The organism is Kitasatospora sp. NBC_01560, from assembly GCF_045208415.1.
Classification (GTDB): Bacteria; Actinomycetota; Actinomycetes; order Streptomycetales; family Streptomycetaceae; genus Kitasatospora.
On record NZ_CP109364.1, the window covers coordinates 597323 to 616650 of the forward strand.

Consider the following 19328-nt stretch of genomic DNA (forward strand, 5'->3'; position numbering starts at 1 on the left):
GCGAGGGCGCGGTGGCGGGCATAGCCTGAGAGCATCGGCCGGACGATGCCGACCGGCCGCCGACTGGGAGGTGTCCGCGATGAACGGACCCGTCGTGGTGGGAATCGACGTCGCGGAGCCCGGCCGGGCCGCCGTCGACTGGGCCGCCGACGAGGCCGCACTCCGAGGGCTTCCGCTGCGGCTGGTACGCGCCCCCGAGCTGCCCTCCGGCCGCGAGGAGGACGCGGCGCTGCTCGCGGTCGAGCGCGCCCGGGTCACCCAGGAGCACCCGGAGCTGCCCGTCACCGCCGATCTGGTGGACGGCAAGGCGCGCGAGGTGCTGGCCGGCGCCGCGGCGGACGCGACGCTGCTGGTGCTCGGCGCCCGGGGCTCCGGGGGCTTTCCCGCGTTGCTGCTCGGCTCGACCGCCCTTCACGCGGCGGCCCACGCGCCCTCCCCGGTGGCCGTGGTGCGCCCGACCGCGGCGGCTGCGGACGACCCCGCGGTGGTGGTCGGCATCCAGGGCGCGGAGCACGAGGAACCGGTGCTCGCCCACGCCTTCCAGGCGGCCCGGCGCCACGGGATTCCGCTGTTCGTCGTGCACGCCTGGACGTATCCCCTGTTCATGGGCCCGGGCCACGAAGTCCCGGTGGTGTACGAGGGGGCGCACGTCGAGGAGGAGCACCGGCGCGCGGTCGCCGAGGTGCTGGCGGGCTGGCGCGAGCGCTTCCCCGAGGTGTCCGTCACCACTTCGGTGACCCGCTCGCACGCGGCGCGCGAACTGGTGGCCGCCTCGGCCGGGCGCCGGCTGCTCGTCGTCGGCCGCCACGGCCGGCCGCGCGGGCCGATCGGTCGGCTCGGCTCCACCAGCCAGGCCGTCGTGCAGCATGCCGAGTGCCCGGTCGTCGTCGTACCGGTCTGAGCAGGGGCGGTCGGTCCGGACCGGCGGAACCTTCGCGTTCGGCGTCGGCGACGTCAACTCCTCTGCCCGGCGGATGCCTTGTACCGGCCGGGCTTCACCCGTCCGGTTCCGGGGGAGGCCACCGGAGCGGCCCGGTGAACGTCAGGCCGCCAGGGCGGCGCGGACTCCGGAGGCGACGGCGGGATCGGTGAGGAGGTCGTTGTGCTTCAGGCAGGCCGTCCGGATGTTGACGGCGCCGGCCAGGGTCGTGCTCGCCGGCGGGGCGATCTGCTCGTCGCAGGACGACCAGAAAGTGGTGTACCGCACCGGCGGCGGGGCCTCGGTGCCGCTGTTGAGGTGGCTCAGGACGTACGAGCCGGGCGTCATGTCCCGGCAGCCCTGGTCCCAGAGGGCGCAGAGCCAGCCCACCGTGGTGCCGTGGTTCGGGCCGGCCAGCGAGACCAGGTGCGCGACCTTCGCCGCGCCGCCGCCGAACCGGACGTACCAGCGGGCCGGGAGGCTGCCGAGGGAGTGGGCGACGAAGTCCACCTGTGCGGCGCCGGTGCTCCGGAGCACGCCGTCGACGTAGTCGGCGAGGCGGGCGGCGAGCACCTCGTTGGTGGACTGCGTGCTGTCGTAGCTCCAGGCGAAGAGCCGGTCGGCGGGGTGGCCGGCAGCCTCGAACGAGTCGATCATCGCCGACCACACCCCGGGGTCGGCGTTGCGGCCGTGCACGAAGATCACCGGGTTCGGCGTCGTGGCCAACCGCGGTGCAGTGGCGGCCCGCGGTGTCGTGGCGGCCTCCGGCATCGTGGCGGCCGCACCCGTGGCCGCCGCGGCCGGGCGCGGTACCGCCGTGCCCGGCAGGGCGCTCGCGGGTGACGGCACCAGGAGGGCGAGGAGCAGCGGGCCGAGGAGCAGCGGGCAGAGGAACGCGACGGCACGGCGCACGGGAGGACCCCCACCACTCGTCATGCACGGGACGGACCGGTACGGGAATCCTGGTCCGCGACCGCGCGGCCCAAACCCGGACGCCCGCCCCGCACGTTCCCGGGGAGGGTCAGCGCGGCTGCCGCAGGCCGGCGACGAGGAGCGCGACCATCCGGCGCGCGTCGTACTGCGGATCGCTCTCGGCACCGATGCAGAGGTTCCCGATGCCGTGCAGGAACGGATACGCCGTGACGTCCGCGCGGATCTCGCCGGAGGCGGCGGCCTCGTCGAGGAGCCGGGTGCAGACCGGCAGGAGGCGGTCGAGGAAGTAGGCGTGCAGGCTCTCGAACCCGGCGTTGTCGGCCTGCATCGCGGCGGCCAGGCCGTGCTTGGTGACGAGGAAGTCGACGAACAGGTCGACCCACCGCCCGAGCGCGGCAGCGGGCGTCGGGCCGTCGGCCAGCAGTGCCGGCCCGGCGTCGGCACAGGCGTCGACCTGGTGGCGGTAGACGGCGACGACGAGGTCGGCCCGGGTGGGGAAGTGCCGGTAGACCGTGCCCGTCCCGACGCCGGCCCTGGCGGCGATGTCGCGCACCGGCGCCTCGACGCCCGAGGTGACGAAGAGCTCGGCGGCCGCGTCCAGCAGGGCCTGCTGGACGCGGCGGACGTCCTTGCGCTTGGCCCCGGCCGCGCTCTCCGCGCCCTGGTCACCGGCGTTCACGTGACGCTCCTTCCGTCAGGGGACCGCAAAGCGGAACAGGGTTCCATGGCATTGGCGGAACGAGGTTCCGTTTTGGCCATGGTGCCGGAAGGGTGCGGGAACGGGACGCCACGGCCACGCCGTGCGCCGCCGCACTTCACCAGGGAGCAGGCCGGCCCCTACGCCGCCGAGTCCTGAGGCCCGACCGCCGCACGGCCTTCGGAAGGCCGGCGGTGTCGAGCCGCGCGCGCCGCCAGCACCTCGCCCGTCCGGGTGCTTCTCCGTCGCGCCCGGGCCACCGGGGGCCCGGGAGCCGTGATCCTGGGCGCGTCAGCGCCGGCCGGCCGGTCGGCGCCCGCAACGACGAGGTGGGTGAGCAGCTTGTCCCGATACAGCTTGTCCCGATACGTGGGCCCCCGGGGACCGGCCCGCAGGGCCGTGCAGGTGGCAGGTGTCCTGGTGGCACTCGGGGCCGCGACGGCGGCGGTCCCCGGGCCCTGCGGCCCGGATCTACGGGTGGCGGTGGCGGATCCGCCACCGGCTTCGGCGGGCGGCACCACCACCGTGCACGCCGTGGTCACCAACACCGGGGACACCACCACCCTCGGGCCGTTCACGCTGGTGGTGCACCTGCCGCCCGGGGTCGTCGGCACCGGGCTGGCACCGGCCGTCTGCTCCACCGGGCCGTTCGGGCACACCGTGACCTGCACGTTCCCGGCGGGGCTGGCCGCCGGCGACTCGGTGGCCGCCGACGTCCGGCTCGGCGTCGCGTCCGGCATGGACCCGGGCACACTCGACGGGACCGTCGAGGCGGACCAGCCCGCCGATCCGACCCCGGCCGACAACAGCGCCCGCTTCGCCATCGTCGTCCGGTAGCCGCGGGCTCCGCGTGGGCGGGCTCGCCGCGGCGGGCTCCGGGTGGCGGGCTGGCGGTGGACGGCCACCGGGAGCCCGCCACCCGTGCCACCGGGCGGGCGGCCTACTCGGCGACGGTGAGCACGACCTTGCCGGTCACCCGCCCGGTGTCGCCCAGGGCATGGCCCGCGGCGGCCTGGGCGAGCGGGAACGCCGCCTCGATCACCGGCCGCAGCTCCCCCGCGTCGACCAGCCCGGCGACGGCCAGCATTCCCGCCTGGTCGGCCTCCACGAGCAGCGGGTACGCCCGCACGCCGCGGGCGGCGCCCTGCTCGGCGAGGTCGGCGGGCACGGAGCCCAGCGCGATGGTGATCAGCTGCCCGCCGGGCTTCAGGGTGGCGAGGGAACGGACGGCGGTGTCACCCCCGAGGGTGTCGAGGACGACGTCGACCGGCTCGATCGCGGTGAAGTCCTCCGTCCGGTAGTCGACCACCTCGTCCGCGCCCAGCTCGCGCAGCAGCGCGTGCTTGGGCGCACTGGCGGTGCCGATCACGTACGCGCCGCGCGCCTTGGCGATCTGCACGGCGAAGTGGCCGACACCGCCCGCCGCCGCGTGGACCAGCACGCGCTGACCCGGCCGGACGTCGGCGGCGTCCACCAGCACCTGCCAGGCGGTGAGGGCCGCCAGCGGGATCGCGGCCGCCCGGACGTGGTCCAGCCCCGCCGGCTTGCGGACGAGCGCACGGGCCGGCGTCACCACGTACTCGGCGAAGGAGCCGACGCCGTGCGGGTAGGGCAGCATCCCGAACACCTCGTCGCCGGGGCGGTGGATCGTGACGCCGGTGCCGACGGCCTCGACCACACCGGAGACGTCCCAGCCGAGCACCAGCGGGAGGCGGTCGAGGAAGCCGGCGGAGCTGCGGTGCTTCCAGTCGGTCGGGTTCATGCCCGCCGCGTGCACGCGGACGAGTACCTCGGAGGGGCCCGGCACCGGGCGGTCGAGCTCGACCTCGCGCAGTACCTCGGGGCCGCCGTGGGTGTCCTGGGAAATGGCCTTCATCGTTGTCATGCCTCCAGGATCATCGGGCCCGACCTGCGGAGATAGTGGCCCGGAGGTCATCATGTGCAAGGATTGGGCCATGCATCGTGTTGTCGTTCTGGCCCTCGACGGGGTCATCCCCTTCGAGCTGAGCCTCGCCTCCCGGCTCTTCGGCGCCGCCACGGACCCCGAGGGCCGGCCGCTGTACGACGTGGTGACCTGCTCGCCGGACGGCCGGCCCGTCCGCACCGCCGCCGACTTCTCGATCACCGTCGAACGGGACCGCTCCGCCGTCGCCGAGGCCGACACCCTGATCGTGCCGGCGGCCGAGGAGTTCGCCGCGATCAGCGGCCCCGAGGAGCTGCCGCGCGGGATCACCGAGGCCCTGGCGCTGCTGCGGCCGGACGCCCGGATCGCGGGGATCTGCGTCGCCACCTTCGTGTTCGCCGCGGCCGGCCTGCTGGACGGCCGGCCCGCCGCCACCCACTGGCGGCACGCCGAGCGGTTCCGGCGGCTCTACCCGCAGATCGACCTGACCCCCGACGTCCTCTTCGTCGACACCGGGCACGTCCTGACCTCGGCCGGAGCGGCGTCCGGCATCGACCTCGTCCTGCACCTGATCCGCTCCGACCACGGCAGTGCCGTCGCCAACCAGGTCGCCCGGAGCTGCGTCGTCCCGCCGCAGCGCGAGGGCGGCCAGGCCCAGTACGTGGAGCGGCCGGTGCCCGTCAGCACCGACAGCGGGACGTCCGGGACCCGGGCCTGGGCGCTGGACCGGCTGCACGAGCCGCTCCAGCTGGGCGACCTCGCCGAGCACGCCGGGATGAGCCGGCGGACCTTCACCCGCCGGTTCCGGGCCGAGGTCGGGATCAGCCCGGGCCAGTGGCTCACCCAGCAGCGCGTCGACCTCGCCCGGCACCTGCTGGAGAGCAGCGACCTGACGGTCAACCGGGTCGCCGAGCGGGTCGGCTTCGGTACCGGGGCCTCCCTCCGGCAACACCTGCACTCCGCGATCGGCGTCCCGCCGGGTGCGTACCGGCGCACGTTCCGGGGCTGAACGGCCGCCGGGCCGCTTCGGTCCGGCCGGTGAGGCGGCCGACGGGGTGGTCGGCGAGGTCTTCGGCGGGGTGGTCGGTCAGTGGGCGGGCCCGGTGAACGGGCGCGGGCCGGCCGCCCCGTTCGGGCGCTCGGGGAAGAGCGCCTCCAGGACGGCCGCCACCCCGTCCTCCTCGTTGCTGCCGACGACGTGGTCGACCGCGGCCAGCACCTCCGGGTGCGCGTTGGCGACGGCATAGGCCGTGCCCGCCCAGGCCATCATCGGCAGGTCGTTGGGCATGTCCCCGAACGCGACCGTCAGCTCGGCGGTGACACCGAGGCCGGTGGCGAACTCGCCGAGCGCCGAGGCCTTGCTCACCCCCTGGGCGACGGACTCCACCAGGCGCTCGCCGTTGGAGTGGTACACCGTCACCAGATCGCCGACGACCGGCCGGGCCAGGGCGAGCAGTTCGTCCGCCGACAGCTCGGGGTGGCGACCGATCAGCTTGGGCGCGGGGCGGCCGAACAGACTCGCGTCGTCGAGGCGGCGGACGGTGGTGTCGGCATCCCAGTCGCCCGCCTCGTAGTGCGCGTCCCCGGCCAGCTCGTGCGCGTACTCGACCGCCAGGCTGATGCCGGGGACGGCGGCGCGCAGCCGCCGGGCCGTCTCGCGGAGCACGTCGACCGGGATCGCCCGCTCGGCGACCACCTCCCGCGTCCGCAGGTCGTAGCCGAAGGCCCCGTTGGAGCAGATGGCCGTGCCCCGGCGGCCGAAGACCTCCGCGATGTCGTCCATCAGGCGCGGCGGCCGGCCGGTGACCAGGACGAAGCGCCCGCCGGCCCGCTCGACCCGGGCGAACGCGGCGAGCGTCCGGGCCGAGACCGTCCGGTCGCCACGGACGACCGTGCCGTCGAGGTCGGTGGCGACCAGCCGGGGCTGCCGCGGGGGGAGAACGCTGGGTGCTGTGCTCACCGGATCGGCACTCCTATTGGTAAGGATTCCTAACCTTTAATCGTCATGATGGTCAGGCCCCGAGCGCGTGTCAATCAATCGCTCCCGCGCGGCACCTCTCGCACCGGTGCGTGGTTGTGGTGTGCCCGGTGGACTGCCGCACTGTTGACGTGCTGCTCCGATCGGGCGCCGGGCGGTGAGTGCCTGACGGACCGTCGGACATGTGCCCCGCGCCGACGCCCTGATGGAACGCTAATGGTCAGAAGTGTCCGGAGTGGCGAACAGGTCCTGGAGGGTCTGGGTCGCCAGGTTGAGCAGCCAGGTGTGGGCGGGGTCGTCGTCGTAACGCTGGTGCCAGAGCAGACAGAGCGGTACGGGCGGCAGCTCGAACGGCAACGGCAGCATGGTCAGGCCCAGTTGGTCGCGGGCGGAGCGGGTGACCGCTTCGGGGAGGGTGACCACGACGTCGGTGTCACGGGCGAGTTGCAGGGCGGTGTCCGTCGCGGGGGCGGCGACGATGACACGGCGCTCGTGGCCGAGGGCGGCGACGACGTCGTCGACCCGGTCACGCAGCTCTCCACGCCGGGAAACGGTCACGTGCTCAGCGGCCGCGTACCTCTCGACGGTCATCGGCCCTTCGGTGAGCGGATGCCCCGCCCGGAGAGCAAGGATGATCCTGTCCTGGCCGATGAGGCGGTGACGTATGTCGGGCTGAGGCGGCGGTCCGGCACTGGAGGCCACATCGACCTCACCGCGACGCAGCTCAGGGCTGTCGTGGCCCGACTCGACCGTGAGACGCATCCTCACCTTCGGGGCCTGGCGGTGCACCGCGGAGACGAGGGCGGTCCCGCAGGCGGTGGTGAGGGCGTCGTGCAAGCGAACGGTGAACACCCGCTCCAGCCCCGCCAGATCGAGGTCCGTACGGGAGGACAGCAACTGGTGAGCCTGCTGTACGAGGACGTGGACCTCCGTGCGCATGGCCAGTGCGCGAGGGGTGGGCGTCATGTGGCGTCCGGTGCGAACCAGGATCTGGTCACCGGTGGCTCTGCGGATACGGCCCAGCGATCGGCTCATCGCCGGCGCGGTGACGTGGAGCCGGTCCGCGGCCCCGGCCACGCTGCCCTCTTCCAGCAGCGCGTCCAGGGCCGTGAGCAGGTTCAAATCCAATTGCATGCCGGTCACTATACGAGTGGAAAACATGCACTTGTTGTTAACAGCAGGGCCTCCGAGGTGCTGTCAGAACACCGACCAGCCCGTCGCCGTCGTCAGTGCGTCGAGGGCCGCCACCCCGAGCACCGAGTTCCCCGCGGCGTCCAGGCCCGGGCCCCAGACGCAGACCGTGCCCCGCCCCGGCAGCACGGCCAGCACGCCCCCGCCGACCCCGCTCTTGCCCGGCAGCCCGACCCGGTAGGCGAACTCGCCGGCCGCGTCGTACGTCCCGCAGGTGAGCAGCACCGCGTTGACCCGCTTGGCCTCGCTGCGCGAGAGCAGCCGCGAGCCGTCGGCCCTTATGCCGTGCCGGGCGAGGAACAGCCCGGCGAGGGCGAGGTCGCGGCAGCTCGCCTCGACGGCGCAGTGCGCGTAGTAGTGCGCGAGCACGCTGTCGACCGGGTTCCGCAGGTTGCCGTAGCTGGCCATGAAGTGCGCCATCGCCGCGTTCCGGTGCCCGTGCTGCGCCTCGGAGGACGCCACCGAGTCGTCCACCGCGACAGCGTCGTTGCCGGACTCCGTGCGGAGGAAGTCGCGGACGGCGCCGACCGCGTCGCCGGTCAGCTTCAGCAGCCGGTCGGTGACGACCAGCGCGCCCGCGTTGATGAACGGATTGCGCGGGATCCCGTGCTCGGACTCCAGCTGCACCAGCGAGTTGAACGGGTTGCCGGACGGCTCGCGGCCTACGCCGGACCAGAGCGCGTCCCCGCCCTCGGCCAGCGCCAGGGCCAGGGTGAACAGTTTGGACACCGACTGGATCGAGAACGGGTGCTGCCAGTCCCCCGCCCCGAACACCTCGCCGTCCACGGTGGCGATCGCCATCCCGAAGGCCGTCGGGTCCGCTTTCGCGAGCGCCGGGATGTAGTCGGCGACCCGGCCGCGGCCCGGCTCGCGCCGGGCCGCCTCCATCGCGTCCTGCAACAACTGCTGGTAGTCCACATCGTTCACGCCGCCATTGTGGTCCACCCGGGCCGAGCAGGGCGAAAGCCGCCCGGCCGAGGGGCCCGGCGACCGGACACCGCCGACCGGACACCGCCGATCGGGAGCCCCCCGGCCGGGAGCTGTCAGCCGAGCACCCCTGCGGCGACCTCGGCGACCTGGGCGACCAGCAGGCTGTCGCTGGGGCCGGTGGACGCGTGGGTGGTCGTCAGGACGGCCAGCACGATCGGCGGCCCGTCCGGCGCCCGGACCACCCCGACGTCGTTCGCCACCCCGTACGAGCTGCCGCCGCCCGTCTTGTCCGCGAGGATCCAGTCCTTCGGGAGCCCGGCGCGGAAGCGTGCGGTGTTGGTGGTGTTGGCGAGCATCCAACCGGTCAGCCGCTCCCGGTCGGCCGGCGGGAGCACGTCGCCGAGGAGCAGCCGCGCGTACGTCGCGGCGATGGCGCGAGGGCTGGTGCTGTCGGTCGTCCGCCAGGGCTCCGCCGAGTTGAGTTCAGGCTCCCAGCGGTCGAGCCTCGTCCGGCCGTCGCCGATCGAGCGGCAGAACCGGGTGACGGCCGTCGGGCCACCGAGCTCGCGCAGCAGGAGGTTGGCCGCGGCGTTGTCGCTGTGGCTGACGGCGGCCGCGCACAGCTCCTCCACCGTCATGCCGTTGGCGAGGTTCTCCGGCAGGCCGGTGTCCGGGGCGTACTCGGCGTCCGCCACGTCCTTCGCGGTGTAGTGGATCCGCTTGGCCAGGAACTCGCCGTCCCGGTCGAAGTCCCGCAGGAGGGCCGCCGCTGCGAGCGGCTTGAACACCGAGCAGAGCGCGAACCGCTCGTCCGCGCGGTACAGCACCGTGCGGCCCGTGGCCGTGTTGCGGCCGAACACCCCCAGCCGGGCGGCGTGCTCGCGCTCCAGCTCGGCCAGCCGGTCGGCCACCTCCGCGCCGCCGGGCTCGGCTGCGCGGGCCCGGCCCTCGCCGAGCAGACCGCCGGCCAGCACCGCCCCCGCGCCGGCGGCCAGCACCGAGCGCCGGGACAGCCCCGCCGCCGGGCCCGTCCCCGCGCCCGCACTCGTTACCGCCCTCGTTCCCACCCTGCCGATCCTCATCCCGTCTCCTCACGCCGTCGGATCGCTTCAACGATCAACACGCAACGGGGAGCGGGTAAGTTCCACTCGGATCACACTGCACACGAACGAGTGGCGCCGGGAGCCGGCCCTTGACGCGGACGGCCCTTGAGGCGGAGGGCCATCGACGCGGACCGCCATCGACGCCGACGGGAGGCGCCGCACGGCCGGGGCGACGCTGCGCCGGCCGGGGCGGTCAGGCTCCGGCGTGCAGCCGGCGCAGGATCACCATCAGCTCCTCGGGCGGGGCGATCGAGAACGAGCGCGTCTCCTCGTCGATGCGCGTCAGCGAGGTCACCGTGCCCCGGTGCCACCAGTAGACCCGCGGCGAGACCGGCCCCGGGTTGTCCTGGTACGCGCCGAGACCGAAGGCCGCGAGGTCGTTCAGCGCGTCCACCGCCTCCCGGCCGGCCAGCGGGTGGAAGGCCAGGTAGTGCCGGCTCGGCGCCGTGAACAGCGCGCCGTCCGCCGGCAACTCACGCCCGGTCACGGCACGGGCCAGCTCGTCCAGGACGAGGGCCTTGCTCGCCACGAACATCGACGCGCCGGAGGCGATGTGCAGCGTGGCGCCGCCCTGCCCGTGCGCGACGTCGTACTCGACCGGCTCCCGCACCAGATTGGCCCGCCCGGCGGCCCGCAGCGCCTCCAGCCCGGTCTCGCCGACGGCGCGGTCGTCCAGCAACCGGACGGCCTCGGGCAGGTCCAGGGCGAGCGCCTCCTGCAGCCCGGGCGCCACCGGCCGCACGTAGCGGAACCCGTCCGCGACCTCCGCCGGGAAGGCGTCGTCGGCCAGCAGCCGCAGGTAGGCCACCCGGAGCACCTGCTCCGACCCCTGCGGCGTGGCCGCCTCGGCCCCCTCGACCGCCCGGAAGTGATGCTCCACCAGCCGGGGCCACTCGCGCGGGTCGGCCCGCCGGCAGAGTTCGGCCAGGTTGTGGAGCGGGCTGACCCCCTGCGGAGCGTGCACGGCGTCGCCGCCGATGGTGACCTGCGGACGTCCGGCGTGGTACTGGCCGACCAGACTGCGCAGGTGATCGGCCTGGACGGTCGTCAGGGCGGGCAGGTGCGGGTCGAACCGGGGCTGGGCCTTCGAACGGAAGAACTTCATGGTCAAACCCTGTGCAGGCGCGCGGCGCCGCCCCGGAACGGGGGCCGGGAAGGCGGGCGCAGCGGCCTCCCTCGGCCGTCGACGGGGCGTCAGGCCGCCGCGTCGCCGGGGCCACGGAGACCGACGGCCTCGGCGAGCAGCCGGAACGAGTCGAGCAGCGCCGTGCGGTCGTAGGTGCTGGTGGCCACCAGGAACTCGTCGGCCCCGGCGCGCGCCACCAGGGCGGCGAGCTCGGCCGCGGCCTCCGGCGGAGTGCCCGCGATGTGCCCGGCGAGCGACTGCTCGTAGGCGGCGCGTTCGCGCGGGGTGAAGGCGTGGGCCAGGATCTCCGCGCTCGGGGCGAGCGGCGGGAACTCACCGTGGGTACGGGAGTACGCGCCCGACCAGGCCTCGGAGACCAGCAGCTCCCGGGCCTGCTCCGTGGTCGCGGCCACCGCCACCGTCCCCGAGACCACCACGTACGGCTCCGCGGCCTGCCGGGACGGGCGGAACCGGGCCCGGTAGCGGTCGATGGCGGCCAGCATCCGCTCCTCCCCGCGGGCTGCGGCGATGACCAGCGGGAGCCCGGCGTCGGCGGCGATGTCCGCACCGGCACCGGTGGCCAGCACGAACGCCGGCACCTGCAAACCCTCCGCGGGCCTCGCCCGGACGTCCCGACGGGTGCGCCCACTGGCATCGAAGTAACCCAGCAGCTCGGCCAGTTGTGCCGGGAACTCGTCGGCCGCGTCCTTCTCCCGGCCGAGCGCGCGCCGGACGCCGTCGGTGAAGGCGACCGAGCGGCCGAGACCCATGTCGATCCGCCCCGGGAAGAGCGCTGCGAGCACGCCGAACTGCTCCGCCACCACCAGGGGCTGGTGGTTGGGGAGCATCACCCCGCCCGTCCCGACCCGGATCCGCGTGGTGGCGGCCGCCACCGCCGCGGCGAGCACGGTGGGCGCCGAGCCCGCCACGCCGGGCACCCCGTGGTGCTCGGACACCCAGAAACGGTGGTACCCGAGCCGCTCGGCCTGCCGGGCGAAGTCCACCGTGTGCCGCAGCGCCTGCGCAGGCTCCTCCCCCTGCCGTGTCCGGGAACGGTCGAGGACGGACAGGCGGATCGTGGGCGCAGCAGTGGTCACCTCCGGGCAACGATCACCGGCCCGGATCTCATTCCCGGGCGCCCGCCTCCCGTCCTCCCCCGTCACGGAGGGGCTCGGCGGACGGCAGTGCGGACGGCGCGCCGAACGACGCTGCGGCCGGTCGGCCGAAGCCGGGGCCCGGGCGGTGGTCCTCGCAGAACCACCCCCCGGCGTAGAGGCGGGCCTCCGCCTCGCACGGCGTCGCCCCGGCGGAGCAGACCGCCGGCCGGAGCGGCCGGATCGCCGGCCGCTCCGGCCGGGCGGGCACAGCGCCGGGCGGTGCGGCCGCGGGCGGCACGGTGGCGGGCGGCACGGTGGCGGGCGCGAGCAGGACGACGGAGGGCGGCGCGACGGCGGACGACGGGCCGAAGGGCTCGCCGCCGTCCCGGAGCGGCCCGGGGCCGAAGCGGCGGTGGCCGTACTCGACCCGGTCCAGGACGCACTGCGCCTCCCGGCGCCGGCGCGGGCCGCCGTACCGCGGGTGCGGCACCGTCGCGTGCCCGGCACTGCGGCCGTGCTCGCGATCGCGCTCGGGGCCGGCCTCGGGTTCACGCCCGGGGCCGTGGTCGGAGTCGTACCCGGGATCGCGCCCGGCGTCGTACCCGGAGTCGTGCCCGGGGCCGTGCCCTGGGCCGGTGAGGACGCCGCCGTTGGCGAGGAAGGCCTCCCGGTCGGCGGCGGAGGCCCAGAAGCGGCGCAGTCCACGACCGGTCCTGAGCGTGAGCGGCACGTACGCGCCGCGGGCGATGTCCCGGACGAGACCGTCGAACTGTCGGCCCCGGGCCTCCCAACGCGGGTGCCGGCGAGCACAGTTGCCGCTCCGCCGGTGCGGGCAGGGCGCCGGGCCGCGGTCGCACCGCTCCAGTGTCAGGGCGCGCACGCCGCCGCGGACGAGGAGGTCCCGGCTGTCCCGGATCGCGGCGGCCGGCAGGTCGTCGGCCCGGGTCCAGTGGACGGCGTCGATCAGCGGGGCCCGCGCGTCGACGGTGTGCCAGACGGGAGTGACGCCGTCCGCCCGGGCTGCGGCGTCCCGCTCACGGGCCGTTCCCGCGGCGAGGTAGGAGAGTTGGGGCCGGAACCCGTAGCGGCGCCCGCCCGCTCCGGTGACCAGGACATCGGCCCGCCGCCGGCCGTCGGCGCCGACCACCCCGACCTCGACCGGGTGCCCGTCGCTCTCCGCGGCCCGTACGTACCGCTCCTCGTACGCCCGGTGCGCGTCGCTCCCCGACCGGTGGTGGCGGTGGTGGTCCGGGTTGTGGTGGGCGGCGATCCGGAGGCCGCCGCGTTCGTAGACGTACATCCACTCGGGCCGGTCGGGCCGGGCGGCCCGGCAATCGGGGCAGTACAGCCCGCGCTGTTCCACGGGCCTGCGATCGGCCAGGAGTTGCTGCCAGAGGCCGGGAAGGCCGGGGTGTCCGAGATCGTCGCGGTCGAGGTCGAGAACTGCTCCGATCCGCGCGCAGAACACCGGGTTGCGTTTGGGGAGTGCACCGTCGAAATCGTCCATGGCTTCTCATTTCCGCCATCAACCACCGAGGTAACGGACCCGGCCGGCGGACCCTGCTCACCCGTCGGCCGGGGAATTCAACGTGCAGCCACCGCCGATCCTCCCGCGTTTCCCCCACCCGCCGGGGATTGTCCGAAAATGCACCTCCGACCGCACCGGGCGGGAATGGGAGAGCACGAACGGAATGACCGGTACGACCGCCGAATCGGTCCGGGATCGGCGGAGCCGGGGCAGGCCGGGCAGGCCGGGCCGGGCTGTTACGGGGTGCGAACGGCTCGCGCACCACGTCGAAGTCGCGGTTCAGCGTGACCACTTCCGCACCGCAGCGGGCATCCTCGGCGCATTCCGGCGGCACGGGCCCCGCCCACCCACCGGCGTACTCCCGGTCAGCCGGCCAGGACCACCGTCGTGGCGGCCGCCGAGGCACCGGCCGGCCCGCCCGCGGGAACGGACACGGTGCTGCCGGCGAGCCGGCGGTGCTCCTGCGGGGTGAGTCCGCGGACCCGCTTGAAGGCGGCGCTCAGCGCGAAGGCGTTGCTGTAGCCGACCCGGCGGGCCGCCGAGGCGACGGTGTGCCCGGGGTCACGGAGCAGGTCGGCGGCCAACGCCAGCCGCCAGGTGGCCAGGTAGGCCATCGGCGGCTCGCCGACCAGCGCGGTGAAGCGGCGGGCCAGCCCGGCGCGGGAGACGCCGACCTCGGCCGCCAACGACGCCACCGTCCACGGGCGGGCCGGGTCGTCGTGCATCAGGCGCAGGACGGGGCCGACCACGGAGTCGTGCTGGGCGCGGTACCAGGCGGGGGCGCCGCTGTCCGGGGCCGCCAGCCAGCTGCGCAGCACGCCGACGACGAGGAGGTCCAACAGGCGGTCCAGCACCAGCTCCTGGCCCGGCTCGTCACGCACCGTCTCGCTGGTCAGCAGCCGGACCAGGGCGTCCTCCGTGGCGGCCGGATCCGGACCGGCCGGGCGGACCAGCAGAGCCGGCAGGTGGTCCAACAACCGTCGGCCGATCTCGTGTTCGGCCCGGTAGGTGCCCGAGAGCAGGACGGCCGGGTGCTCGTCGCCGGGCCGCGCCCCGCCCCAGGTGCGGATGCCGAGAGCCATCGAGGCCGAGACGTCGACGCCGTCGCGCGAGCAGATCTGCCCCGGCCCGATCACGACCTGCACGGGGGTGTCCGGGGTGTCGGCCACGGTGTACGGATCGGGTCCGCGCAGGATCGCCACGTCCCCGGGGCGCAGCAGGAGCCCGGCGCCGCCCTCGGGCGTGATCCAGGCCTCCCCGCGCACCATGGTGACCACCGACAGCGGCGCCCCGTCCTCGATCCGCAGCGACCACGGCGCGCTGAGGATCGAACGGAGCAGAAAGGCGCCCCGGGCCTTGGGTCCGTCGAGCAGGCCGGTGAGCGTGTCCATGGGGCAAGCGTAGACGCCTGGACATGGTCTGACGTCACGTCATTTGAGAGAGTCTTGAGCGTCCGGGCGGACTTCGTCCGGCACCACGGGGGATGATCACCGCAGCAGGGCCGTGGCCGGGACGCCACGGACGTGCCGTTGATCGGAAAGAGGGATGCGTCCGATGGAACTGTTACGCGTGATCACGCTGGTCGCCGCCACCATCACCACCGGACTGAGCGCGGGGCTGTTCTACGCGTACGCGTGCTCGGTGATGCCGGGCCTGCGCGGGACGGAGGACCGGATGTTCATCGAGGTGATGCAGCGCATCAACGTGGCCATCCTGAACGGGTGGTTCCTGCTGGGTTTCGTCGGCGCGCTGGCCACCACGGCGGTGGCGGTCGCACTGCACCTGCCCGCCGACGGTCACCGGGTGCTGCCGGCCGCCGCGGCGGCCCTGGTCTTCTACGTGGCGTCACTGGTGGTGACTCGGGTGATCAACATCCCGCTGAACGACGCCCTGGCCGCCGCCGGGGAGCCCTGCGGGCTCGCCGACCCGGCCGCGGTGCGCGGCCGCTTCGAGGCGCGCTGGGTGCGGTGGAACGTGGCGCGGGCGCTGCTCTGCACGGCGGCGCTCGGCTGCCTGTGCTGGGCCCTGGTGCTGCACTGCGACCTGGCCGGCTGAGCCGCGGCTCCGGTTCCGGTTCCGGCCTTCCCGGTTCCGGCCTTCCCGGGTGGGTCCTTCGCGGTTCGGTTCCGGTTCGGGTCCGGTCCTGGTCCGGTCCTGGTCCGCCACGGGTCGGTCCGGCACGACGGCGCAGCCGCCGCGCGCCGACCGCACCGGCCGCCCCGACCGCCGCCGTCCGCGAACGGCGGCGACCGGCGGCGACCGGTGCGGGTGCGGGTGCGGGTGCCGGTGCGGGTGCCGCAGAGGCTAGGCGGGCTGCTCCGGCATCGAGGCGGTGATCACCGAGAAGGCCCCGCCCTGCGGGTCGGCGAGGACGGCCATCCGCCCGGCCGCCATGTCGAAGGCCGGGGCGAGGACGCTGCCGCCCGCGCGGACGGCGGCGTCCTGGACTTCGTCGACGCTGTCCACGGCGAAGTACGGCTGCCAGTGCGGCGGGACGCCGGGCGGGAGCGTGGACAGGTCCATGATCCCGCCGACCGCGCGGTCGCCGACCTTGAACTCCAGGTACCCCTCGGCACCGGGCATCTCGGAACGGGCCGTGGTGACGGGCAGGACCCCGGAGTAGAACGCCGAGGCGGCCGGCAGGTCGGCGGTGACCAGCTCGTTCCAGATGAGCGCGCCGTGCTCGTTGACGATGCCCGCGCCGTCGAAGGTGCCTGCCTGCCAGAGGCCGAAGACGGCGCCCGCCGGATCGGCGATCACCGCCATCCGCCCGAGGTCCATGACGTCCGCCGGGCCCATCAGGGCCGTGCCGCCCGCATCGGTGACGGCCTTGAGCGCGCCGTCGATGTTGTCGGTGGACAGGTAGGTGGTCCACGCCGCGGGCGGAAGCGGGTCGGGGATGCTGCCGTCCGGGTTCATGGCCTTCATGATCCCGGCGACCGGCTTGCCCTTGAGGGTGCAGACGGCGTAGCCGCCCTGCTCCGGGGGGCCGACCTCGCCCTGCCAGCCGAGGAGGTCCTTGTAGAAGTCGAGGGCCGCCTGCTGGTCGGGCACCATCAGGTCGATCCAGCACGGGGTGCCTGGCTGGTAGGGGCCGTTCTTGTCGGGCACGGATGCCTCCATCGGTGACGCTGGGGAAGGACGGGCCGACCCATACCCGGCCCCCACCCGGCGAACCGGGCCGTCCGCGTGAACCACCCACTCGGCCCCGGGCCCTCGCCCCGCCCGCAGTGACCTGCACCGACAGCACGGCGCGGGTCGACGGCGGGGTACCCACCCCGAGCCGGCGCCGTACCGGGGAGCAGGGACCGGGGACCGGGCGGCGATCAGTCCGTACCGGTTCCGGTCTCCCACGCGACGCGGAGGCGCCCCGCCTCGTCGGCGGCCTGGCGAAGACCCGCCCCGTAGGCCGGCTCCCAGGCCGTCCGGTCGTTCAGGTTCGGGCCGAAGGCGCGGATCGATGCCGGATCGGGCTCGACCGTCACCACGGTGTGCGCCGCGGCGACCGCCAGCTCCTGGTGGAGCAGCTCGCGGGGAAACAGGTGGGCCTGCGGGTCGATCACGACGAGCGTGCGCGCCCCGGCCGCGAGGCGGGCGTTGGTCGCCGACCGCAGGGAGCCGTCCATGTACCGGCGGCCGTTGAGGGTGATCGGTGGGTAGATGCCGGGGAAGGCCGTGCCGGCCGCCACGGCGGACGGCAGCGGCGCGCCGCCGGCGCGGTCGAACACCCCCGGCTCGCCGGTCTCGGCGTCCATCACCGTGATGAGCAGCTGCCGGTCCGGCCAGTGGTCCGCGCCGGCCAGGGCCCTCATCCGGGCGACGTGCGCCTGCTCGGGGCCGGTGTCGGCGGCGAGCGCGATCCGGCCGACCCGACGCCACGCCTCGGCCGGGTCCGCGGCGGCATCGCCGAGCACCGCGAACGCCTCGCCCAGCCGGCGCCCGTCCACCTGGGGCGGCCTGCCGTCGGCGGGCGTCACCGGGGTGGCGAGCCGGCCGGGGTCCTGCCCCGTGGCCAGCACCGCGCCGACGATCGCTCCGGTCGACGTGCCGACGATCAGGTCGGCCTCGCCGAGATCCACCCCGCCGCGGCGCAGTCCGCAGGCCAGTCCGGCCATCCAGGCGGCGCCGACGGGGCCTCCGGCTCCCAGCGCAAGTGCCCTGTCGAGTGTGTGCACGACTGTCTCCTCCCGTTGTTGAAACAGTCGTACCATATACTGACGCAGGCTCACATCCGCAGCCCGGAAAGGACGATCCACCATGGGGCGACCCCCAGATCCCGCCCGGCGGGAGCGCACGCTGGCACGAGCGACCGACTACGTGCTGGGTCACGGCCTGGCCGGGTTGAGCCTGCGGCCGCTCGCCGCGGCTCTCGACACCAGCCCGCGGATGCTGCTCTACGACTTCGGCAGCAAGCAGGAGTTGGTGGCCGCCGTCCTCGCCGAGGCCCGCCGCCGCGGTGCGACGCGACTGGCCGATCACCTCCCCGCGGAGGCAGGCTCACCGGAGGAACGCCTGCGCGGCATCTGGGCCTGGATCAGCGCACCGGAGCGCGCCGCCTTCGTCCGCCTCTTCTTCGAGGTGCACGCCGACGGCCTCGCCCACCCCGAGAACTACCCGCAGCAGGCAGAGGCGATCACCGGCTGGTTCCCCACCCTCGGCGCCGCGTTCCGCGAGATCGCCACCGGCCCCGACGACACCGTGACTCCCACGCTGGTCATGGCCGTCATCCGGGGTCTCCTCTTCGATCTCACGACCACCGGCGACCGCCACCGCACCGACCGCGCCCTGGACCGCTTCTGCGAACTCATCCGGAACTGAACGACCGAGGTGGCGGGCCGGTGGCTACCCGAGCCGACCGTGGCCTTCGGTGCGGAGCCGATGGCGAGTGCGCATCAGGATCCGGCCGAGCATGCCAGTTCGGCGGCGCGCAGCGGCGTGCGAGCTCGACGGACGAGATCGGCATGGCGGGTGCCGATGAACTTCTGGGCCTGGAAGTAGTGCTCCAAGGTCGGCCAGACCTGCCCGTCGAGTTCCAGGTCATGCGCGGAGAAGTTGGAGAAGCAACCGTAGGGGGCTTCGTCCGCGCCGTAGAAGTAGATCGTCATGGAAGCCTCGTCGCAGTTGCGGGAACCCGCACGGTCTCAGGCAGCGGGCCGCACCCGCAACCGGTTTCGCCCGTCTCTCACCACCTTCGACCCGTCCCACCGCCTCGGCTGCCGGCACCGCCGACCCGGTGGACGCTGCCGATCACAGCGCTAGGACGGGGACACCCGGGGCGGCCGGGGTGCGCCCGGGGCCGGGGGAGGCGCCTCGGGGCCCGACGCCGGTGGTGTCCGCGGTGCGGCTGAACTCCTGGGCGTCGGGGGCTTCCTGGGGGTCGGGGGTGTCCGCGGGGCCGGGGGCGTCCTGGGCGTCGGGGGTGTCCTGGGCGTCGGGGGGTTGTCGCGCAGGGGAGCGAGCTCGCGGCCGAGGGTCGCGACGTCCATGGCGATCCGGCGGGCGATCTCGCGCGGCCCTGCGCCGGCCGGCAGTCTGCGGCTCCACGAGCGGGCGTGCGCCGGGCCGTCGTGCGTCATGTGGAAGTTCAGACGCAACGCCCCGTCCAGGTCGACCAGGCTGATCAGGTAGTGCGTGTCGGACAGGTCGATGGTCACCTCGTTGCCGATGCAGGAACAGCCGACGAGATCGCCGATCTTCTCTTCCGCGAGGTACTTGGCGAGTTGGATCGCCTTTCCTTCGACGCGGAACGGTCGCAGTGCGGGACTCACGGTGGCTGCCGCCCCCTTCCCCGGTGGTCGCTGTGGGCCGCAATGATTCTAGAACCCACCCCGGTGGGCCAAGTCACCGGCACCACAGGCGACTTGGCCGACAGCACGAAGGGGGCGCAGAGGCGCACGGCACCGCTCGGGGAACGCGACCCGAC

General features: G+C 74.5%; 20 protein-coding genes. 5 read left to right on the forward strand and 15 right to left on the reverse strand.

Annotated features, from left to right (window positions below):
• Nucleotides 1-79 precede the first annotated feature (79 nt).
• On the forward strand, nt 80-901 hold the full coding sequence (locus tag OH807_RS02440; RefSeq protein WP_406193274.1) for a universal stress protein: 822 nt from the start codon (nt 80-82) through the stop codon (nt 899-901).
• Nucleotides 902-1042: 141 nt separating this feature from the next.
• Here the strand turns inward: OH807_RS02440 and OH807_RS02445 are convergent, their stop codons facing one another.
• Nucleotides 1043-1690 carry an esterase/lipase family protein gene (locus OH807_RS02445; protein ID WP_406210638.1) on the reverse strand — a complete coding sequence of 216 codons (648 nt, stop codon included), beginning with the start codon at nt 1688-1690 and terminating at the stop codon, nt 1043-1045.
• A 250-nt stretch (nt 1691-1940) separates the two neighbouring features.
• Nucleotides 1941-2531 (reverse strand): TetR/AcrR family transcriptional regulator, encoded by a 591-nt coding sequence (locus OH807_RS02450; RefSeq protein ID WP_406193277.1) that lies wholly within the window; start codon nt 2529-2531, stop codon nt 1941-1943.
• A 438-nt stretch (nt 2532-2969) separates the two neighbouring features.
• Between OH807_RS02450 and OH807_RS02455 the strand changes: the two genes are divergently transcribed.
• Nucleotides 2970-3386 (forward strand): hypothetical protein, encoded by a 417-nt coding sequence (locus OH807_RS02455; RefSeq protein ID WP_406193280.1) that lies wholly within the window; start codon nt 2970-2972, stop codon nt 3384-3386.
• Between the two features lie 103 nt (nt 3387-3489).
• Here the strand turns inward: OH807_RS02455 and OH807_RS02460 are convergent, their stop codons facing one another.
• The gene (locus tag OH807_RS02460) at nt 3490-4425 is read right to left on the reverse strand and encodes an NADP-dependent oxidoreductase (RefSeq protein ID WP_406210641.1); all 936 of its coding nucleotides are present in this window, start codon (nt 4423-4425) and stop codon (nt 3490-3492) included.
• A 79-nt stretch (nt 4426-4504) separates the two neighbouring features.
• Between OH807_RS02460 and OH807_RS02465 the strand changes: the two genes are divergently transcribed.
• A complete protein-coding gene (locus tag OH807_RS02465) occupies nt 4505-5461 on the forward strand; it encodes a GlxA family transcriptional regulator (protein ID WP_406193283.1) in 957 nt (318 codons plus the stop codon).
• Nucleotides 5462-5539: 78 nt separating this feature from the next.
• On the opposite strand, the gene OH807_RS02470 is transcribed toward OH807_RS02465, so the two are convergent.
• The 8 genes from OH807_RS02470 to OH807_RS02505 form a co-directional block, all read right to left on the reverse strand.
• On the reverse strand, nt 5540-6412 hold the full coding sequence (locus OH807_RS02470; protein WP_406193286.1) for an HAD family hydrolase: 873 nt from the start codon (nt 6410-6412) through the stop codon (nt 5540-5542).
• Nucleotides 6413-6643: 231 nt separating this feature from the next.
• Nucleotides 6644-7564, reverse strand: coding sequence for a LysR family transcriptional regulator (locus OH807_RS02475; protein WP_406193289.1), 921 nt, complete (start codon nt 7562-7564; stop codon nt 6644-6646).
• Between the two features lie 63 nt (nt 7565-7627).
• The gene (locus OH807_RS02480) at nt 7628-8539 is read right to left on the reverse strand and encodes a glutaminase (protein WP_406210644.1); all 912 of its coding nucleotides are present in this window, start codon (nt 8537-8539) and stop codon (nt 7628-7630) included.
• Between the two features lie 125 nt (nt 8540-8664).
• Nucleotides 8665-9633 (reverse strand): class A beta-lactamase, encoded by a 969-nt coding sequence (gene bla / locus OH807_RS02485; protein ID WP_406193292.1) that lies wholly within the window; start codon nt 9631-9633, stop codon nt 8665-8667.
• Nucleotides 9634-9847: 214 nt separating this feature from the next.
• Complete coding sequence (locus OH807_RS02490; protein WP_406193295.1) at nt 9848-10759, reverse strand: hypothetical protein; 912 nt, start codon at nt 10757-10759, stop codon at nt 9848-9850.
• Between the two features lie 89 nt (nt 10760-10848).
• Nucleotides 10849-11877, reverse strand: a complete 1029-nt coding sequence (locus OH807_RS02495) for an MsnO8 family LLM class oxidoreductase (protein WP_406193298.1) — start codon at nt 11875-11877, stop codon at nt 10849-10851.
• A gap of 28 nt (nt 11878-11905) precedes the next feature.
• Nucleotides 11906-13384 carry a hypothetical protein gene (locus tag OH807_RS02500; RefSeq protein WP_406193301.1) on the reverse strand — a complete coding sequence of 493 codons (1479 nt, stop codon included), beginning with the start codon at nt 13382-13384 and terminating at the stop codon, nt 11906-11908.
• Nucleotides 13385-13770: 386 nt separating this feature from the next.
• Nucleotides 13771-14796, reverse strand: coding sequence for an AraC family transcriptional regulator (locus OH807_RS02505; RefSeq protein ID WP_406193304.1), 1026 nt, complete (start codon nt 14794-14796; stop codon nt 13771-13773).
• A 163-nt stretch (nt 14797-14959) separates the two neighbouring features.
• Between OH807_RS02505 and OH807_RS02510 the strand changes: the two genes are divergently transcribed.
• Entirely contained in the window at nt 14960-15460 is a 501-nt protein-coding gene (locus tag OH807_RS02510; RefSeq protein WP_406193307.1) for a DUF1772 domain-containing protein, read from the forward strand.
• Nucleotides 15461-15709: 249 nt separating this feature from the next.
• On the opposite strand, the gene OH807_RS02515 is transcribed toward OH807_RS02510, so the two are convergent.
• The gene (locus tag OH807_RS02515) at nt 15710-16462 is read right to left on the reverse strand and encodes a VOC family protein (RefSeq protein WP_406210646.1); all 753 of its coding nucleotides are present in this window, start codon (nt 16460-16462) and stop codon (nt 15710-15712) included.
• 269 nt (nt 16463-16731) lie between these two features.
• On the reverse strand, nt 16732-17580 hold the full coding sequence (locus tag OH807_RS02520; RefSeq protein ID WP_406193310.1) for a patatin-like phospholipase family protein: 849 nt from the start codon (nt 17578-17580) through the stop codon (nt 16732-16734).
• A gap of 82 nt (nt 17581-17662) precedes the next feature.
• Between OH807_RS02520 and OH807_RS02525 the strand changes: the two genes are divergently transcribed.
• The gene (locus OH807_RS02525) at nt 17663-18223 is read left to right on the forward strand and encodes a TetR family transcriptional regulator (RefSeq protein ID WP_406193313.1); all 561 of its coding nucleotides are present in this window, start codon (nt 17663-17665) and stop codon (nt 18221-18223) included.
• A 74-nt stretch (nt 18224-18297) separates the two neighbouring features.
• Here the strand turns inward: OH807_RS02525 and OH807_RS02530 are convergent, their stop codons facing one another.
• Both OH807_RS02530 and OH807_RS02535 read right to left on the reverse strand, forming a co-directional pair.
• The gene (locus OH807_RS02530; RefSeq protein ID WP_406193316.1) at nt 18298-18510 is read right to left on the reverse strand and encodes an NADAR family protein; all 213 of its coding nucleotides are present in this window, start codon (nt 18508-18510) and stop codon (nt 18298-18300) included.
• A gap of 150 nt (nt 18511-18660) precedes the next feature.
• Nucleotides 18661-19173 (reverse strand): hypothetical protein, encoded by a 513-nt coding sequence (locus tag OH807_RS02535; protein ID WP_406193319.1) that lies wholly within the window; start codon nt 19171-19173, stop codon nt 18661-18663.
• Between the last annotated feature and the right edge of the window lie 155 nt (nt 19174-19328).

What these genes read in the sequence shown, in the direction of transcription:
- OH807_RS02490 (WP_406193295.1), bottom strand. Translation starts at nt 10,759, where the DNA reads ATGAAGTTCTTCCGTTCGAAGGCCCAGCCCCGGTTCGACCCGCACCTG.
- OH807_RS02510 (WP_406193307.1), top strand. Translation starts at nt 14,960, where the DNA reads ATGGAACTGTTACGCGTGATCACGCTGGTCGCCGCCACCATCACCACC.
- OH807_RS02515 (WP_406210646.1), bottom strand. Translation starts at nt 16,462, where the DNA reads ATGGTGCCCGACCAGCAGGCGGCCCTCGACTTCTACAAGGACCTCCTC.
- OH807_RS02525 (WP_406193313.1), top strand. Translation starts at nt 17,663, where the DNA reads ATGGGGCGACCCCCAGATCCCGCCCGGCGGGAGCGCACGCTGGCACGA.
- bla (WP_406193292.1), bottom strand. Translation starts at nt 9,633, where the DNA reads ATGAGGATCGGCAGGGTGGGAACGAGGGCGGTAACGAGTGCGGGCGCG.
- OH807_RS02445 (WP_406210638.1), bottom strand. Translation starts at nt 1,690, where the DNA reads ATGCCGGAGGCCGCCACGACACCGCGGGCCGCCACTGCACCGCGGTTG.
- OH807_RS02465 (WP_406193283.1), top strand. Translation starts at nt 4,505, where the DNA reads ATGCATCGTGTTGTCGTTCTGGCCCTCGACGGGGTCATCCCCTTCGAG.
- OH807_RS02505 (WP_406193304.1), bottom strand. Translation starts at nt 14,796, where the DNA reads ATGGACACGCTCACCGGCCTGCTCGACGGACCCAAGGCCCGGGGCGCC.
- OH807_RS02440 (WP_406193274.1), top strand. Translation starts at nt 80, where the DNA reads ATGAACGGACCCGTCGTGGTGGGAATCGACGTCGCGGAGCCCGGCCGG.
- OH807_RS02460 (WP_406210641.1), bottom strand. Translation starts at nt 4,425, where the DNA reads ATGAAGGCCATTTCCCAGGACACCCACGGCGGCCCCGAGGTACTGCGC.
- OH807_RS02475 (WP_406193289.1), bottom strand. Translation starts at nt 7,564, where the DNA reads ATGCAATTGGATTTGAACCTGCTCACGGCCCTGGACGCGCTGCTGGAA.
- OH807_RS02530 (WP_406193316.1), bottom strand. Translation starts at nt 18,510, where the DNA reads ATGACGATCTACTTCTACGGCGCGGACGAAGCCCCCTACGGTTGCTTC.
- OH807_RS02500 (WP_406193301.1), bottom strand. Translation starts at nt 13,384, where the DNA reads ATGGACGATTTCGACGGTGCACTCCCCAAACGCAACCCGGTGTTCTGC.